13 protein-coding genes are annotated in these 17,258 nt (G+C 70.9%); 4 read left to right on the forward strand and 9 right to left on the reverse strand.

The genetic code is table 11. The features are described from left to right. Positions 1-11: 11 nt before the first annotated feature. Entirely contained in the window at positions 12-3,212 is a 3,201-nt protein-coding gene (locus IEZ21_RS04160; protein WP_246567268.1) for a putative bifunctional diguanylate cyclase/phosphodiesterase, read from the reverse strand. A gap of 195 nt (positions 3,213-3,407) precedes the next feature. After that, positions 3,408-4,349, reverse strand: a complete 942-nt coding sequence (locus IEZ21_RS04165) for a 2-hydroxyacid dehydrogenase (protein ID WP_189320514.1) — start codon at positions 4,347-4,349, stop codon at positions 3,408-3,410. A gap of 74 nt (positions 4,350-4,423) precedes the next feature. Between IEZ21_RS04165 and IEZ21_RS04170 the strand changes: the two genes are divergently transcribed. After that, positions 4,424-5,434 (forward strand): aldo/keto reductase, encoded by a 1,011-nt coding sequence (locus IEZ21_RS04170; RefSeq protein ID WP_189320515.1) that lies wholly within the window; start codon positions 4,424-4,426, stop codon positions 5,432-5,434. A 171-nt stretch (positions 5,435-5,605) separates the two neighbouring features. Further along, entirely contained in the window at positions 5,606-6,805 is a 1,200-nt protein-coding gene (locus tag IEZ21_RS04175) for a PQQ-dependent sugar dehydrogenase (RefSeq protein ID WP_189320516.1), read from the forward strand. Between the two features lie 23 nt (positions 6,806-6,828). On the opposite strand, the gene IEZ21_RS04180 is transcribed toward IEZ21_RS04175, so the two are convergent. The 7 genes from IEZ21_RS04180 to IEZ21_RS04210 all read right to left on the reverse strand — a co-directional run bounded on the left by IEZ21_RS04180 (position 6,829) and on the right by IEZ21_RS04210 (position 15,085). Then, on the reverse strand, positions 6,829-7,014 hold the full coding sequence (locus IEZ21_RS04180) for a DUF6191 domain-containing protein (RefSeq protein WP_373302179.1): 186 nt from the start codon (positions 7,012-7,014) through the stop codon (positions 6,829-6,831). A 48-nt stretch (positions 7,015-7,062) separates the two neighbouring features. Further along, on the reverse strand, positions 7,063-10,176 hold the full coding sequence (locus tag IEZ21_RS04185; protein WP_189320518.1) for a helix-turn-helix transcriptional regulator: 3,114 nt from the start codon (positions 10,174-10,176) through the stop codon (positions 7,063-7,065). 155 nt (positions 10,177-10,331) lie between these two features. Then, entirely contained in the window at positions 10,332-10,517 is a 186-nt protein-coding gene (locus IEZ21_RS04190) for a hypothetical protein (RefSeq protein ID WP_189320519.1), read from the reverse strand. A 200-nt stretch (positions 10,518-10,717) separates the two neighbouring features. Further along, positions 10,718-11,299 (reverse strand): hypothetical protein, encoded by a 582-nt coding sequence (locus IEZ21_RS04195; protein WP_189320520.1) that lies wholly within the window; start codon positions 11,297-11,299, stop codon positions 10,718-10,720. A gap of 35 nt (positions 11,300-11,334) precedes the next feature. Continuing rightward, positions 11,335-11,910: a GNAT family N-acetyltransferase gene (locus IEZ21_RS04200; protein ID WP_189320521.1), complete on the reverse strand. Its 576-nt coding sequence runs from the start codon at positions 11,908-11,910 to the stop codon at positions 11,335-11,337. After that, positions 11,888-14,191: an MMPL family transporter gene (locus IEZ21_RS04205; protein ID WP_189320522.1), complete on the reverse strand. Its 2,304-nt coding sequence runs from the start codon at positions 14,189-14,191 to the stop codon at positions 11,888-11,890. The genes IEZ21_RS04200 and IEZ21_RS04205 overlap by 23 nt, the downstream gene beginning before the upstream one ends. A 249-nt stretch (positions 14,192-14,440) precedes the next feature. Next, a complete protein-coding gene (locus IEZ21_RS04210; protein ID WP_189320523.1) occupies positions 14,441-15,085 on the reverse strand; it encodes a TetR/AcrR family transcriptional regulator in 645 nt (214 codons plus the stop codon). 97 nt (positions 15,086-15,182) lie between these two features. On the opposite strand from IEZ21_RS04210, the gene IEZ21_RS04215 reads away from it, so the two are divergent. Next, positions 15,183-15,785, forward strand: a complete 603-nt coding sequence (locus IEZ21_RS04215; protein ID WP_189320524.1) for an NADPH-dependent FMN reductase — start codon at positions 15,183-15,185, stop codon at positions 15,783-15,785. After that, positions 15,731-17,176 carry a DHA2 family efflux MFS transporter permease subunit gene (locus IEZ21_RS04220; protein ID WP_246567270.1) on the forward strand — a complete coding sequence of 482 codons (1,446 nt, stop codon included), beginning with the start codon at positions 15,731-15,733 and terminating at the stop codon, positions 17,174-17,176. Before IEZ21_RS04215 ends, IEZ21_RS04220 begins: the two co-directional genes overlap by 55 nt. Positions 17,177-17,258: the final 82 nt, after the last annotated feature.

Raw genomic sequence — 17,258 nt, forward strand, 5'->3', positions numbered from 1 at the left:
TACTGTGCCTGTCAAGTGGGTGGGACGGGAGTCTCATTATGTGAGCGCAGGGCCGTCCCTGTGGCGTATGCCCCCGGAGAGCCGCTGACCGTATAGGCACCGGAGCCTCCACCTGCGTAGACCCCGGCCACCGAGCCACTGACGAGGACCGGCTCGGCCTGGCGACCGGGCACGGGGTAGTGGCCGGAGGCCAGTGCGCGGCGCAGCCGGACCTCGTCGAGCGGTTCGGAGAACGCCATGCCCTGGCCGTGGGTGCAGCCCATCTCGCGCAGGGCGGCGACCTGCTCGGGCCGGTCCACTCCGTCGGCCACCGACTGCAGCCCGAGATCATGGGCGATACGGAGCAGCCCACCGGTGATCTTGTGCAGCCGGGCCGACTCGACGACGCCCTCGACCAGAGAGCGGTCGAGCTTCAGTACGTCGACGGGGAGGCGCCGTAGCGCGGTGATCGCCGCGTAGCCGCTACCGAAGCCGTCCAGGGCGATCCGGACGCCGAGGCGCCTGAGCGCGCTCAGGCGGCGCTCCAACTCGTCGAAGGAGACCCGGGGATCCGTTTCGGCCAGTTCGATGACCAGGGCGCCGGAGGCCACGCCGTGCCGGGTCAGCAGGGCTTCGACGGAGCTGAGGGGCATCGACCGGTCGAGGAGCCGGCCGGCGCTCATCCGGACGGCGACGGGCACACCGAGCCCCGTGGCACCGCGCTCGGCGGCCTGCTCGATGGCCTCCTCCAGCACCCAGCGGCCCAGCTCGGCGGTGCGGTCGCTGTCCTCGGACACGCGCAGGAAGTCGGCGGGCGTGAGCAACGCGCCCTGGGCCGAGCGCCAGCGCGCCTGCGCGACGACCGTCGCGATCCGGCCGGTGTCGAGACAGACCACCGGCTGGTGCAGCAACGCGAACTCACCGTCGTGCAGCGCGGCCCGCAGCCGGGTCGCGAGCTCCGCCTTGCGTACGACGTCCTGCTGCATCTGTGGCGCGTACAGCTCGACACGGCCCTTGCCCGCCGCCTTGGCGCGATACATCGCCAGGTCGGCGTTGCGCAGCAACTCGCCCGCGCCGAGGCCCGGTTCGGCGAAGGCGACGCCGATGGAGGCGGCCACCCGGACGTCGTTGCCGTCGATGGAGTACGACTGCGAGAGGGTGACGCGGAGCCGGTCGGCGAGCTCGAAGATATGGCGTTCACGCGCGGTGCGGTCGCGTGTGCCGTCGCCGACGATGAGGGCCGCGAACTCGTCGCCGCCGAGCCGGGCGGCGGTGTCCCCCTGCCGTACGGCGTCCTGGAGTCTGCGGGCGGCCTGGACGAGCAGTTCATCGCCTGCCTGGTGCCCGATCGTGTCGTTCACGGCCTTGAAGCCGTCGAGGTCGATGAAGAGAACGGCGGTGCCGCGGTCGGAGGAGCGGCGTCCGGAGAGTGCCTGCTGGACGCGCTGGGTGAACAGGGCGCGGTTGGGCAGGTCGGTGAGCGGGTCGTGCTCGGCGTTGTGCTGCAACTGGGCCTGCAGGCGCACCCGTTCGGTCACGTCACGGCTGTTGAGGATGAGGCCGCCGTGGTGCCGGTTGACGGTCGACTCGACGTTGAGCCAGCCGCCGTCGCCGGACCTGAAGCGGCACTCGATGCGGGTGGTGGGTTCCTTGCCGGGGCCGGCGGCGAGGAAGCGGCGCACTTCGTGCACTACGCAGCCCAGGTCCTCCGGGTGGATGAGCGAGGCGAGTTCGGTCCCTTCGAGCTCCTCCGCGGGCCGGCCGTAGACTCCGGCGGCGGCCGGGCTGACGTACTGGAGGATGCCGTTCGGCGCGGCGATCATGATGACGTCGCTGGAGCCCTGCACCAGGGAGCGGAAGTGGTTCTCCTTCTGGGCCAGTTCCTGGGTGAGGGTGATGTTGTCGAGCAGCATGATGCCCTGGCGTACGACGAGGGCGAGTACGACCGTGCCGCCGGTGATGAGCACCACGCGGTCGACGCTGCGGCCGTTGAGCACGTTGTAGAGAATGCCCAACGTGCAGACGGCCGCGGCCAGATAGGGCGTGAGTGCCGCGAGCGAACCGGCGATGGGCCGGCCTGCCGGATGCCGGCTGAGACCTCCTTCCTGGAGGGGCACCTGGGCCGGTTGTTCCGGCAGGGGTGCCGCTTGTCCCGGTCGGGGCCCCGGCACATAGCCGACCACCACGCGCGTGTGTCCCTCTTCTTCCGTTTCCGCCTGGCCGTTTCGGTGCCCCACCCAGGGGGCGTAGGCGAGCAGCAGCGAACCGGCGAACCAGCCGGCGTCGAGCAACTGGCCCGAGCGGTAGTCGTTGTGCAGCAGCGGTGAGGTGAACAGCGCGTCGCACATCACCGTCAGGGCGAGGGCGCCGATCGCGGTGTTCACCGCGGACCTGTGGACGGGCGATCGCCTGAAGTGCAGCACCAGCACCATGCTGATCAGGGCGATGTCCAGCAGGGGGTACCCCAGCGACAGCGCGGTGTGCGCGACACTCGGACCCCCGGCCTTGGCCGCCTGGGCGAGCGCGAGGCTCCAGGAGAGCGTGAGCAGCGAGCCGCCGATGAGCCAGGCGTCCAGCGCCAGGCAGATCCAGCCGGACTTGGTCACGGGCCGTTTGGCGAACACGAGCAGTCCCACGATGGCCGGCGGTGCGAAGCACAGGAAGAAGAGGTCGGCGTAACTGGGACTGGGTATCGGGCGGGACAGGACGATCTCGTACCAGCCCCAGAGGAAGTTGCCCGCCGCCGTCATCGCGGAGGAGAGGGCGAACAGCAGCCAGGCGGGCCGAAAGCGGCTGCGGCCGGGCCGGGCAGCGAGGAAGCAGGAGACGGCCGCGGCGGCGGCTGCCGCGCTCAGCCCGAAGTCACCCATGATCAACGCGAGTGTCTGCGAGCCCCAGTTGAACATGCAGCCGATGGTGTACGCCGCGCACACCAGGGCCAGCACCACTTGCGGGACCAGGCTTGTGCCGGAGTCGGCGAGCGGGCGGCGGGCCAGCAGCGCCCCCTGGGAACTCACTGTGTCCCTCCGGTCCGTGCCGCCCCCGAGTCCCTCTGGTCCCGGCTTGCCGAAGGAGGGCCCCCCGACCGAGCCGTGCGAAGCCGGTTCGAAGGTGGAGGCGCGTGCCGCCTGCGACCACTGGGCCTGCGGTGGTGAAGGTGGCCGTGGCCGCTTTTGCGTGGTGCGTGCGGGGTTCGCCGTCGGCGGCCCCGCCACGTCGGATCGTTGGTCCATAGGCCGTACATCGCCCGTCGCCCCCCTCACAGTCCACGTCTCGTCCCCGGCGCCGTCCGGTGTGCGGCGCATCCCCTGTCCGGACGATACACCAGTTCCGTCACTCAGGGACATAGTCCCTCTACTCTCCGTGACGACCAGCGGTGATACGTGAACCCACCGCAGTCGGGGGACTGCGGAGGGTGGTCGCAGAGGCTACGCGCCCGTCGTAAGGACCACGTTTCGCATCGGCTCCCGGTTCACAAATCGATGGAACTGGTCCACCAGGAGCCGCTTGGCCCGCGGAAGAAACGCGGATGTCGGGCCCCCCACATGCGGACTGATGAGCACGCCCGGCGCATGCCACAACGGGTGGCCCTTGGGCAGCGGTTCGGGGTCGGTGACGTCAAGAGCCGCTCGGATCCGGCCACTTTCCAGCTCGGCGAGCAGCGCCTTCGTGTCGACGACACCGCCGCGGGCGACGTTCACCAGCAGTGCGCCGTCCTTCATCCGCGCCAGGAAGCCGGCGCCCGCCAGGCCCTTCGTCTGCTCGGTGAGGGGGGTGATGAGCACCACGACGTCGGCGTCCGGGAGGAGTTCGGGCAGTGCGGTGATCGGATGCACGGGACCGCGCTCCGTCTCACGTGCAGAGCGCGCGACGCGCGCCACCCGCGCGACCTCGAAGGGCGCGAGCCGGTCCTCGATCGCGGCGCCGACCGAGCCGTATCCGACGATCAGAACGGACTTGTCGGCGAGCGCCGGCCGGAACCCGGACCGCCACTCCTCGCGGTCCTGTCCGCGTACGAAGTCGGGGACGCCCCGCAGCGAGGAGAGGATCAGCGTCAGCGTGAGCTCGGCCGTACTGGCGTCGTGCACCCCGCGCGCGTTGCACAACTGCACGCCCTTGGGGAGCAGTCCGAGGCCCGGCTGGACGTGGTCGATTCCGGCCGACATCGTCTGCACGACCCGTACGGACGTCATTTCGGCCATCGGACGCACCGAGATCTCGCTGCTCTTCATGTAGGGCACGACATAGAACGCGCAGTCGGCGGGATCGGCGGGAAAGTCCTGCTCACCGTCCCAGAAGCGGTAGTCGAGGCTTTCGGGGAGGCCGTCGATGTCGGCTGGGTCGAAGGGGAGCCACACTTCGGAAGTCATGCTCAGGAGGCTAGGCGAAGCATCGACAGACCCAGAGGTTAGTTTTGGGGCTCGGGAAAGGGAGGCACGGCCAGGTGGAGCGCAGGACGATCGGGGCTGCGGCGCTCGAGGTGGGGGCTGTCGGGCTCGGGTGCATGCCGATGAGCTGGGCGTACTCGGCTTCGCGGCAGCGGGGCGACGAGTCGCTGCGGACCCTGCACACGGCCCTCGACCGGGGCTCGAGCCTCCTCGACACCGCCGACATGTACGGGCCGTTCACCAATGAGCTGCTGCTGGGCCGGGTACTCAAGGAGCGGCGCCCCGAGGCCTTCGTCTCCACCAAGTGCGGGCTGCTGGTCGGTGAGCAGCACATCGTGGCCAACGGCCGTCCCGGCTATGTGAAACGGGCCTGCGACGCCTCGCTGCGGCGGCTGCAGACGGACGTCATCGACCTGTACCAGCTGCATCGCGCCGACCCCGAGGTGCCCGTCGAGGAGACCTGGGGCGCGATGGCGGAGCTGGTGACGGCGGGGAAGGTACGGGCGCTCGGGTTGTGCGCGGTGGGTGCCCGCTCCGGCCGCCGCTCGGGGGCACGCCTGCACGACGGAACGATCCGGCAGCTGGAGCGGGTGCAGCAGGTCTTCCCGGTGAGCGCGGTGGAGGCCGAGCTGTCGGTGTGGTCGCCGGAGGCAGTGGACGGGCTGCTGCCGTGGTGCGAGGCGCGCGGCGTCGGCTTCCTGGCGGCGATGCCGCTCGGCAACGGCTTCCTGACCGGCACGCTCACGCCTGGCGAGGGCTTCGAACCCGATGACGTACGCGCCCGGCATCCCCGCTTCACGGCCGAGATGATGGCCGCGAACCAGCCGATCGTGGCCGGTCTGCGCCGTATCGCGCGGCGGCATGGGGAGGAGAGCGGCGAGGAGGTCACTTCGGCGCAGGTGGCGCTCGCGTGGGTGCTCGCGCAGGGGCGGCATGTGGTGCCGGTGCCGGGGGCCAAGCGGGAGCGGTGGGCGGCCGAGAACGCGGGGGCGGCCGGGCTGCGCCTGTCGGCGCGGGATCTCGCGGAGGTGGCGGAGCTGCCTTCGGCTCAGGGGTCGTGGGACTGAGCGGGATGCGGCAGGGGCTCAGACGCACCACCGGCTCGAATGCGCCACAGGCTCACAGCTTGATGAGCGAGGGTGGTTCGAGGGCCGCGTAAGGGTCTCGTCGTGACGCGCGTCCGGATCTCGTCGGACTTCGCGTCCGGAGATCGGGAACCTATGAGGCGGTTGCGGTGTATGAACAGTAGAACCTGCCGCGTCGAAGGGATCCAGATCGTGCAACGTCGAGCTGTGACGGCCGTGTTGGCCGCTGCCGCGCTCCTGCTGACGGCCGGCTGTTCTTCCGGCGACGAGGAGGGGTCGGACGGCGGAGCGAACGCCTCCCCCAGTCGTACGGAGTCGGGGTCCTCGCCCGGGGGGCAGGCGACCGAGGGGGCACCGCCCGCGAAGGGCTCCGTGGAGGTCGTGCGGACCGTCGCCGAGGGGCTGAACACGCCGTGGGGTCTCGCGCCCCTGCCCGAGGGCGGCCTGCTGGTGTCCTCGCGGGACGAGGGGACGATCACGCGGGTCGACACGGAGAGCGGCAAGAAGACCGAGGTGGGCACGGTGCCGGGCGTCGCCGCCGCAGGCGAGGGCGGCCTGATGGGCCTCGCGCTCTCACCGGAGTACGCCTCGGACCACATGGTCTACGCGTACTTCACCTCGGCGTCGGACAACCGCATCGTGCGCATGCTGTACGACGCGGAGAAGCCGGCGGGTGAACAACTGGGCGCGCCCGACACGGTGTTCAGGGGCATCCCGAAGGGCACGAATCACAACGGCGGGCGGATCGCCTTCGGCCCCGACAAGATGCTCTACGCCGGCACGGGCGAGCGGTACGAAGCCGAGCTGGCCCAGGACAAGAACTCCACGGGCGGCAAGATCCTCCGGCTGACCCCGGACGGCGAGCCGGCTCCGGGCAATCCCTTCGACTCCCCCGTCTACTCCTACGGCCACCGCAATGTGCAGGGCCTGGCCTGGGACTCCGAAAAGCGCCTGTGGGCCTCCGAGTTCGGCCAGCAGACCTGGGACGAGCTGAACCACATCGAGCCGGGCGACAACTACGGCTGGCCGGACGCCGAGGGCAAGTCCGACGACTCCCAGTTCCACAACCCGGTCGCCCAGTGGGGCGTGGCCGAGGCCTCCCCCAGCGGCATCGCCTACGCGGAGGGCTCCATCTGGATGGCGGGCCTGCGCGGCCAGCGCCTGTGGCGCATCCCCCTCAGCGGCACGGAGACGGCGGCCGACCCCCAAGCTTTCCTGGAGGGCGAACACGGCCGCCTGCGCACGGTGGTCTCGGCGGGCGACAACAAGCTGTGGCTGGTCACCAGCGAGACGGACGGCCGGGGATCCCCGGAGGACGGGGACGACAAGATTCTTGAGCTGGAGGTGACGTAGGGCGGTTCCGGACGGGCTTGTTCTCAGTCCTCGTCGGGGCCCGGTTCTGCGGGCGTCTGCGCAGGCAGGCGTACGACGACCTTGCCGGACGTGAGGTCTATCGGCCCGCGCCCCGGATCGCCGTCCCCGGTGTCCTCGCGGGTCATCTCCAGACGGTTGCGCTCGTCTTCGGTGTGCTTGCGGCCGGGTGCGAAGAGCTGCTCGATCATGTTGAACACGGCGCCTCCCTCGGCCCGGGGTTCTTCACAGCGTAAGCGTCACCCTGCCGCTTTGGCAGCGGGTGTCTCCGGCGGGAACAGCCGCAGCCGGTGGGCCAGTGCCGCTGCCTCGCCGCGGCCGGAGACGTTCAGCTTGGCGAGGATGTTGGAGACGTGGACGCTGGCCGTCTTCGGGGAGATGAAGAGTTCCTCTGCTATCCGGCGGTTGCTGCGGCCGGCGGCGACCAGGCGCAGGACGTCGCGCTCGCGGCTGGTGAGACCGAGCGCCTCGGCCGGGTCGGCGGGAGTGATGGCCGGCCGCTCCCGGGTCCCCGGGGTGCGCGTCAGGATGAGGCGGGCGCGTTGGGCGAGCAGGGCGATCGACTCGGCGAGGGGGCGGGCGCGGAGGTGGTCGGCGACGGCTCCGGCCAGGCGCAGGAGCTCGGTGGCACGGTCGCGGGCGTCGTCGCCAGGGCCGGAGGCCAGCAGGGACTCGGCGAGGCGGTGGCGGACGCGGGCCAGGTCGTAGGGGCGCTCCAGCGGCTCGAAGGCGGTCACTGCGGCGGACCAGTCGGCCGGGGTGTCCCTGCCCTCGGCGCGCAGCAGTTCGGCGCGCACCCAGCGCTCGTACGCCCCCCAGAGGGGCACGTTCGTGGCGAGCGGCTTGGCGTTCTCGCGGATGCGCTCGACGTACTCGGAGCGGCCCTGTCCGGCGGCGGGCAGACCGCGGGCGTCGGCCTCCGCGGTGGCGGCGGCGAGCAGCAGCGGCCAGCCGTAGCGCTGGGTACCGGGCGGGAGGCCGGCCTCCAGGGCGCGGTCGAGTTCGGCTCGGGCGTCGGGGAGGCGGCCTTCAGCCGCGGCGAGAGCGATGGCTAGCCGGGCCAACGGCAGGGAGTTCTGCGGCATGAGGTCATGGGTGCCGTACGCATCGCGGGCGGCGGCCAGGTGGCGGCCCGCCTCGGTGAGGTTCCCCCGGGCAAGCCCGATGTCGACGAAGCGCAAGGAAGCGCCGCCGCGGGGCTTGGCGCTCGGGACGGCATGCTGCGCGTTCGTCGCAGCCTCGCCGGCCTCGTCCCAGCGACCCAGAGAGTAGAGCGACTCGGCGAGGCTGTCCCAGGCCCAGGACTCCGACTCCAACAGGCCCATTTTCCGGGTGAGTTCAAGGCCCTCCCTCAGGATGCCGACGGCCTCCTCGGAGCGGCCGACGCCCTCCAGAATGGACGGCAGGTTCACATAACTGCGGCCCACCTCCCGGGCCGCCCCGAGCTCCACCGACTGGTTCCGGACCTCGTACAACTCGGCGAGACCCGCCTCGATGTCCCCCGCTTCGACCATGAGTCCGCCGAGAGTGAGCCGCGCGTTCAGCTCGATCTCGCGGGCGCCCACCATGCGCGCGTACTCCACGGCGCGCTCGGCGTCCGTCAGGGCCTCGGGCCCCGGTGTGTGGAGCATGGACCAGCCGGCGACCGTCGCCAGGACCTCGGCGTGCACCTTCGAGGGCGGCAGACCTCGCACCAGTTCCTCGGCGGTGCCGAGTTCCTTCCAGCCGTCGCCGCGGGCCAGTGCCTGCACCAGTCGGGAACGCTGGACCCAGAACCAGGCGGCGCGCAGCGGCTCGTCCTCGCCCTCCAGGAGATGAAGGGCCCGCTTGGTGATCTTCATAGCGCGCTCGCGCTCCCCGCAGTACCGGCCCGCGACGGCCGCCTCGGCCATCAGGTCGAGATAGGTCAGCGGCTTGTTGACCGGGTCGCAGCCGCAGGGAGGGGTCGGGGCGCAGCCGCAGGGCGGATAGGCCTCGGCGTAGTCGACGGGGCGCAGCTCGGCCCGTACGGCATCGGGGGCGCTGTCCCACAGCTCCATCGCCCGCTCCAGGAGCCGCAGTTGCTCGGAGTGGGCGTGCCGGCGGCGGGCCGCCACGGAGGCGTCGAGGACGGCGGGCAGGGCCTTGGCCGCGTCGTGCGCGTGGTACCAGTAGCTGGCCAGGCGGGCGGCGCGCTCATCGGCGGGTACGAGCGTCGGGTCGGCCTCCAGTGCTTCGGCGTACCGCCGGTTGAGGCGGGAGCGCTCGCCGGGCAGCAGGTCGTCGGCCACGGCCTCGCGCACCAGGGAGTGCCGGAAGCGGTAGCCGTCCCCGTCGGGTGTCGCGAGCAGGAGGTTGGCGCCCACGGCGGCCCGCAGCGCCTCGATGAGATCGTCCTCGGAGAGCTGCGACACGGCGGCGAGCAGTCCGTACTCGACGGTGGAGCCGCCCTCCGCGACGATCCGGGCGACCCGCTGGGAACTCTCGGGCAGGCTCTCGACCCGGACCAGGAGCAGGTCCCGGAGGGAGTCGGTGAGGCCGGTGCGGCAGCCCTCGTTCGCCGCTACGGCGAGCTCCTCGACGAAGAAGGCGTTCCCGTCGGAGCGTTCGAAGATCTCGTCGACCAGGGTCGGGGCGGGCTCGGAGGCGAGGATTCCGGCGATCTGGCGGCCGACTTCCGCGCGGCTGAAGCGGCCGAGTTCGATACGGCGGACCGTGCGCAGCCGGTCCAGCTCGGCCAGCAGCGGACGCAGCGGATGACGGCGGTGGACGTCGTCGGCGCGATAGGTGGCGACGACGACGAGCCGGCCGCTGCGGAGCGTACGGAAGAGGTAGGCGAGGAGGTGGCGGGTCGAGGCGTCGGCCCAGTGCAGGTCTTCCAGGAGGACGACCACCGTGCGCTCGGCGGCGACGCGCTCCAGGAGGCGGACGGTGAGTTCGAAGAGGCGGGCCATGCCCTCCTCGTCGTGCCGCCCCCGCGAGGTGTCGCCCAGCTCGGGCAGCAGCCGGGCCAGCTCCTCCTCCTGCCCGGCCGCCGCGGCCGCCAGCTCGTCGGGCAGTTGGCGGCGCAGGGAGCGCAGGGCGGTGGAGAAGGGGGCGAACGGCAGCCCGTCGGCGCCGATCTCGACACAGCCGCCGAGCGCCACGACAGCGCCCGCACGGTCGGCCGCGCCGGCGAACTCCTCGATGAGCCGCGTCTTTCCGACGCCCGCCTCACCGCCGACCAGCAACGCCTGTGGCTCTCCCTCAGTGCTGAACGCCTGGGAGGTGCCCCTACCGGCAGCGCGGGCGAGCGCGTCGTTCAGCACGTCCAGCTCGTCGGCGCGACCGACGAAAACCGGACTGACGGACCTGGTCTCCACAACGCCGAGCATCGCACAGGGGTCTGACAACGCGGCAGCGATTTTCGGCGCCCCGCCCGTCCCCGACTGCCCTGCACGGCGCGGCGGCAGCCCCGCACGGCGCAGTGCCGGGAGTCCCCCCGGGCTCCCGGCACTTCCGGCGCTCGCGGCGCCTTCCCCGGCCGGCATCACGCCGCGCGTGCGAAGCGGTGGCGGCGTGAGTGCGGGCGGCGGTTCACCCGCCCTTCGGTGTCATCCTTCGCGGAGCGGCGGGCGGCACGGCGGGCGCGGATGGCCTCGCGCGCCAGCCGGTGGTTGTCGGCCTCGCGGATCATCTCGGCGGAACGGATCTGCTGGAGCTCGTACTCGAACATCTCGTACCCCTCATGAAGAGTCGGTTTCGGGCCTCGCTTGGTGCGATGCCTCAACCTTCGTCTCCAAGGGGGGTGCGTCACATCGGGAGAGTTCCGCATCTTGCACACGGGAGGGGCCTTAGGTCTGCCGTAAGTAACTCGCGGCGGACCTAAGGCCCCTCAGGACGTGCGGTTTTTGAGTCAGCTTCCCAGTAGGCGGTTCAGCCGGCGCTGGGCACGGACAGCAGGACGTCGGAGTACTTGAGGGCGGCCAGCAGCAGACCGACGACGCCGAGCGAGACGCCCGCCCAGGCGACCGACTTGATCCACGGGGCCTGCACCCGGTCGGGGTTCCCGAACGCGGGCCGCGCGAGCACCACGACGCCGACGATCAGTGCGACCACCGCGAAGAGCCCGCCCCACAGAGCGGTGGCCTGCCAGGCATCGCCGTAGAGCGCCTGGAGCTGCGTTGCCACGCTCGGGTTGGACGCGGCCTGCATCTCCAGCTGGCCGACGATCTCCTGTCGCGCGGAGGCCACCGTGCCGACCCAGCTGCCCGTCAGCGAAACGATGCCGAGTCCGGCGGAGACGACGGCGGCGGCACCCTGGCCCACTCCGGAGCCTCCGGCAGCCGCATCGGCGCCGTCAGCGGAGTCCTTGTACGCCTGCTCGTCGTCGTACGCCTCGGCGTCGGCCTGGTCCGCGGCCGTGTCGCCGTCCTTCGTGAGCTGCACGTCCTCCTCGTCGCGCTTTGCCTCGGTGCCGGTGTCGGTGCCGGCCTCGTCAACTGTCTTGGATCCCATGCTCTGCACCGTACGGACGCTGTCTGAGAAGTGTCTTAATGATCGTCGCGAGCTGCACGCGCGCGTGCGTCACGCCATTCCGGCGCGAGCACGGACCACACTTCGAGGTCCTGGCGCACGCCCCGGTAGGGGTAGGTCTCCCGGAGCACACCGTCGCGGCTCATGCCCAGCCGCCGCGCCACGTTGATGCTCGGTTCGTTGGCGGTCGACGCCTGCCACTCCACCCGGTGGATGCCGCGTCCCTCGACCGCCCAGTCGATGAGGATCCGCATGGCGCGGGTGACCAGTCCGCGTCCCGCGCCGGCCGGCTCAAGCCAGCACCCGACCTCGCAGGTGCCCCGCTCGGCGTCGAAGTGCAGGAACAGCACACCTCCGACGAGCTTTCCGTCCAGCCACAGCCCGTGCAGGCTGCCGGTGTCGGCGGCGCGCTTGTCGGCGTACGACTGGAGGAGCTCGCGCGCGGAGTCGGCATCCGTGGCGTTCGCCCCGAAGGGGATGTGCTGCCCGATGAACTCACGTCCCCGCTCCAGGTGCGCCAGGAACTCCTCGGCGTGCCAGGGCTCCAGGGGTCGCAGTTCGGCGCCGTCCTCACCCAGGGATATCGCGTACATCCTGCTGCCGCTCCTTCACGAGTACGTCCCTCAGCGCGCCGTCGCGCGCAGCGGGAATCGTCGCATGGGAGGAGCCGGCGGGGCCGACAGGGACGGCAGGGCTGGAGTCGGGCGGTTCGATGCTGATGCGGGGCAGACGGCGGTCGAGCCAGCGGGGCAGCCACCAGTTGGCGCCGCCGAGCATGTGCATCAGGGCGGGCACCAGGAGCGTACGCAGGACGAAGGCGTCGAGCGCGACCGCGGCGGCGAGCGCGATGCCGAACATCGCGATGACGCGGTCGCCGCTGAGCACGAAGGCCAGGAAGACCGAGATCATGATCACGGCGGCGGAGTTGATCACTCGGCTGGTCTCGGCGAGGCCGACGCGGACGGCCCGCCGGTTGTCGCCGGTCTCCAGCCATTCCTCGTACATCCGGCTGACCAGGAAGACCTGGTAGTCCATGGAGAGCCCGAAGAGCACGGACACCATGATCACGGGCAGGAACGGTTCGATCGGGCCCGCGCTGCCGAGGCCGAGCAGCTCACTTCCCCAGCCCCACTGGAAGATCGCGATGACGACGCCGAAGGCGGCGGCGACGGCCGCGACGTTCATCGCGGCGGCCTTCAAGGGTATGCCGATGGAGCGGAAGGCGAGCAGCAGCAGGAGGCAGCCGAGTCCGATCACGACGCCCACGAACAGCGGCAGCTTGCCGATGATGACCTCGGCGAAGTCGTCGTAGCCGGCCGTGACGCCGCCGACGTGCACGTCCAGCGAGGTGTCCGTCTCGGCACGCGGGAGCACGTCGGTGCGCAGCCGGTCGACGAGGTCGCTGGTCTTCTGGGACTGCGGCGAGGACTCGGGCACGACGGTGAGGTACGCGGTGTCGCCGCCCGTGTCGTACGTCACCGGGGTCACCGAGGCGACACCCTCGGTCGACCGGAGCGTGGTGTCGAGGTTATCGAGGGCGAGCCGGTCCTGGGCGCCGTCGACCTCGGTGACGAGGGTCAGCGGGCCGTTGACGCCGGGGCCGAAGCCTCCCCCACTCTCCGAGCGGGAGGTGCCCCCAGCCAGCAGGTCGTAGGCCTGGCGGGTGGTGGCGGTCTCCGGGTTGTTGCCCTGGTCCGAGGTGCCGAGGTGCAGGCCGAGCGTGGGCAGCGCCAGCACGGTCATGACGGCGAGGGCGACGACTCCGAGCAGCTTGGGGTGCCGCTCGACGAAGGCGGACCAGCGGGCGGCGAACCCGGTGGGGAGCTCCGGCGCGGGACCGTGCTCGTCCAGGTGGCGGCGCTCGCGGCGGCTGAGGGCGCGCATGCCGATGAAGGAGAGCAGCGAGGGCAGCAGGGTCACGGAGGCCGCGACGGTGAGGAGCACGGTCAGGGAGGCGGCGATCGCGACGCCGTTGAGGAAGCTGAGCCGCAGGATGAGCATGCCGAGCAGGGCTATGCACACCGTTGCGCCCGCGAAGACGACGGCGCGTCCGGTGGTGGTCACGGCGTTCCGCGCGGCCTCCTCGACCGGCAGCCCGCGCTTCAGTCCGCGCCGGTGTCTGGTGACGATGAACAGCGCGTAGTCGATGCCGACGCCGAGGCCGACCAGCATGCCGAGCATCGGCGCGAAGTCGGCGACGGTCATGAAGTGGCCGAGCAGCACGATCCCGGCGTACGCCGTGCCGACGCTCACCAGGGCCGTGGCGATCGGCAGCATGGAGGCGGCGAGCGAGCCGAAGGCGAGGAAGAGAACCACGGCGGCGACGATCACTCCGACGACCTCGGCGACATGGCCGCCCGAGGACTCGGTGAGCCCGATGGCGTTACCGCCCAGCTCGACCTGGAGGCCGTCCGTCTCCGCGTCCTTGGCCGTGTCCACGACGGCCTGGACCTCGGCCTGGTCGACGTCCTTGGACTGCTCGTCGAAGGTGACCGTGGCGTAGGCGGTACGCCCGTCGGCGCTGATCCGACCGGCGCCCTGGCTGTCGTACGGGTCGGTCACGGAGGCCACGCCGGGCAGGTCCTCGATCTTGTCGAGGGTGACCTTCATCGTCTGCTCGACATCGGCGGCCCGTACGAAACCCGTGTCGGAGCCGGTGTGCCAGACGATCGTGTCGCTGTCCCCGCCGAGGTCCGGGAAACTCTTCTGCAGCAGCTGGGCGGCACGGCCGGATTCGGTGCCTGGCACCTTGTAGTCGTTCGAATACGCGGATCCGGCGACCGCTGCGGCGGCGGTCGTACCGCCGAGCGCGAGGATCCAGAGCAGAACGACCAGAAGGCGGTGCCGGACACACCAGCGTGCGAGTGCTGCCACGAACTAGCTCCCGTGGGGGGATTGTGGATCTTTACCGGGAACCGCCCGCAAAGAACACATGAGCAAGACGTGGACAACCCTCGCAGGCCGTAGAGATCGTTAGCCGTTTTCGTGGACTTACTCACAGAAATGCGAGGGACTTCACAGCACGCTTATGTGAATCCCCTCGCATTTCCTGGCGTCCGCCGCGACTGAAGTCGAAGGCGCCGGTGAGGTCACCGGCACCCCTCCCGGACGACGAGGCCCGGCTCACGCTCCTCCGGAGGACTCCCGTCGCGGCAGATACCCGTGCAGGAACGCCCGCACCCCCGAGACGATCAGTTCGTCCCGCTCGTCGTCCGACATCGGGAGCACCCCTCCGTACGTGCGATCGCTGATCTCGGACCCGGTCAGCAGGAGGAAGTGCATCGCGGCCCGCTCCGGGTCCGGGGCGTCGAGCAGCCCCTCGTCGGCCAGCTCACGGAACCGGGCGGCCACCAGCTTGAGCGCGCGGTCGGGGCCGGACACCCGCCAGGCGTCCACGAACTCCTGCGGAATATGGCCGATTTCGGCCCGCAACTGCCGCACGAGGGAGAAGTGGTCGCCGAACTCGTACATCGGACTCATCCAGGCGTGCGCGAAGTCGGCGAGGTCCGCTTCCAGGTCCGTGACCTTGTACAACCGCCGGTCGATGGCGTCGGCATGGGCCCGTACGACCTCCTCGGAACCCTCCACGACGACGACGCGGAAGAGCTGCGCCTTGCCCTCGGGGAAGTGGTTGTAGATCGTGCGGGTGGAGACCCCCGCCTCCTTGGCGATGGAGTCGATTCCGGCGCGGGTGTAGCCGTCGCGCCCGAAGACCCGGCGCGCCCCCCGCACGATCGCCTGCCGCTTCTCGGCGAGCCCCTGTCTCACGCGTCCTGCCCCTTCCTGTCGTCTGTCACGGTAGCCGGACCTGGAAAGTTACAACGAACGTTGCATTTACTGCCACGATGGTTGTACTTTCCTGGGCATGACGAACTCATCCACTGCACCGACCCTGTCCAAGGCTCCGCTCCGTGTCGCCGTCCTGACCGGCTCCGTCCGCGAGGGCCGCTTCGGACCCGTGGTCACCGACTGGTTCCTGCGGTTCACCGCCGAGCGCGGCGATCTCGAACTCGACCCCATCGACCTGGCCGAACACCCACTGCCCGAAGTCGTCTCCCCGGAGCCGCACCCCGAGGCCGCCCCGGTCACGACACGCCTGGCGGCGGCCGACGCCTTCGTGGTGATCACTCCCGAGTACAACCACAGCTTCCCGGCACCCCTCAAGAACGCCATCGACCTGCACTACACCCAGTGGCAGGCCAAGCCGGTCGGCTTCGTCTCGTACGGCGGCATGGGCGGCGGTCTGCGCGCGGTCGAGCAACTGCGGCTGGTCTTCGCCGAGTTGCATGCCGTGACGATGCGGGACACGGTCAGCTTCCACAGGGCCTGGGAGAACTTCGCCGAGGACGGCTCGCTGCTGCGACCCGACCTCCCCGAGGGCGCCGCCAAGGGCATGCTGGACCAACTGACCTGGTGGGGGAGGACGTTGCGCGCGGGCCGCGCCGTTTCGCCGTACGCGGCCGCATGAGCGCCACGCTGCCGAAGGGGACCGGGAGCGCCCCGGTACCCGCCATCCCCCGGCACGTCCTGGCCGTCGCGGGCGTGGTGGTCCTCGGCTCGTTCATGACGGTGCTCGACATGACCATCGTCAATGTCGCGCTTGACCACCTGTCACGCGCCTTCGACGCCCCGCTGTCCGTGGTCCAGTGGACGGTGACCGGCTACTCGCTCGCGCTGGCCACCGTCATCCCGGTCACGGCGTGGGCGGTGGGCCGGTACGGCGCGAAGCGGGTCTTCCTCACCGCTGTCACGCTGTTCACACTCGGCTCGGGGCTCACAGGCCTCGCCTGGAACGCCGGTTCCCTGATCACCTTCCGGGTGCTCCAGGGACTCGGCGGCGGCATGATCGTGCCGGTCGCGATGACCGTGGTCCTGCGCGCGGCCCCGCCGGAGCGCAAGGGCACGATGATGGGCATCCTCGGCATCCCCGTCCTCATCGGCCCGATGGCGGGACCGATCCTCGGCGGCGTCTTCACCGACGCGCTCTCCTGGCGCTGGATCTTCTTCGTCAACGTCCCCGTAGGCGCCCTGACCCTGCTGCTGGGCGCGCGCGTCCTGCGCGGCGACGACGAACGCATCCACCGCCCACTGGACCTGCCCGGCCTGCTCACCCTCTCCCCCGGCCTCGCGGCCCTCCTCTACGGCCTGACGCTGGGCGGCGAGCGCGGCACCTTCGCCGGCGCAGACGTCGTGGTCCCGCTCGTCGCCGGTACGGCGCTGGTGGCGGCCTTCGCGATACGGGCGCTGCGGGCCGCCCATCCCCTGCTCGACCTGCGGCTGCTGCGCAGGGCGTCGTTCGGCCGGGCGGTGGCGACGATGGTCCCGTTCTCGGCCGCGTACTTCGGTTCGATGATCCTCGTACCGCTGTACTGGCAGCAGGGACGCGGCCTGAGCGCCACGGAGTCCGGGCTGCTGATGGCACCTCAGTTCCTGTTCAGCGGCACGGTGATGCAGTTCTCCAGCCGGATCTCGGACCGCGTCGCGACCCGCGCGATCGTCGTGCCCGGCATCCTGGTCGCCGCCGCGGGCTTCTGCGCCTTCGCCGTCCAGGCCGGGGCCGACACTCCGTACTGGCGCCTTGTCGCCTCGCTCGCCGTCATGGGCACCGGCGTCGGCATGACCAACATGCCGGTCATGGCCGCGGCCACGCGCGGCCTCGCGGACGGTGAAGTCGCCGCCGGCAGCACGGCGTTGAACATCATCCTCCAGATCGCCGCGTCCGTCGGCACGGCGCTGACGGCGCTGCTGCTGACGGCTACGGACGGGTTCCGTACGACGTTGCTGTGCGGGGTGGGGTTGATGGCGCTGGCGTTGCCGATGGCGGTGCGGCTGCCATCATTGAGCCCGTCCGGCGATTGAGGACGAGCCCGAAGGGCGATCCGGGGGTCTGGGGGCAGCGGCGCCCCCAGGGCAGCACAGCCGAGGGGGTGCACCTGGAAAC

The organism is Streptomyces flaveus (assembly GCF_014647675.1).
GTDB lineage: Bacteria > Actinomycetota > Actinomycetes > Streptomycetales > Streptomycetaceae > Streptomyces > Streptomyces flaveus.

Coding starts and splice junctions, on each gene's coding strand:
- IEZ21_RS04195 (WP_189320520.1), bottom strand. CDS start 11,299: ATGGGATCCAAGACAGTTGACGAGGCCGGCACCGACACCGGCACCGAG.
- IEZ21_RS04160 (WP_246567268.1), bottom strand. CDS start 3,212: ATGGACCAACGATCCGACGTGGCGGGGCCGCCGACGGCGAACCCCGCA.
- IEZ21_RS04180 (WP_373302179.1), bottom strand. CDS start 7,014: ATGATCGAGCAGCTCTTCGCACCCGGCCGCAAGCACACCGAAGACGAG.
- IEZ21_RS04165 (WP_189320514.1), bottom strand. CDS start 4,349: ATGACTTCCGAAGTGTGGCTCCCCTTCGACCCAGCCGACATCGACGGC.
- IEZ21_RS04175 (WP_189320516.1), top strand. CDS start 5,606: ATGAACAGTAGAACCTGCCGCGTCGAAGGGATCCAGATCGTGCAACGT.
- IEZ21_RS04215 (WP_189320524.1), top strand. CDS start 15,183: ATGACGAACTCATCCACTGCACCGACCCTGTCCAAGGCTCCGCTCCGT.
- IEZ21_RS04185 (WP_189320518.1), bottom strand. CDS start 10,176: ATGCTCGGCGTTGTGGAGACCAGGTCCGTCAGTCCGGTTTTCGTCGGT.
- IEZ21_RS04200 (WP_189320521.1), bottom strand. CDS start 11,910: ATGTACGCGATATCCCTGGGTGAGGACGGCGCCGAACTGCGACCCCTG.
- IEZ21_RS04190 (WP_189320519.1), bottom strand. CDS start 10,517: ATGTTCGAGTACGAGCTCCAGCAGATCCGTTCCGCCGAGATGATCCGC.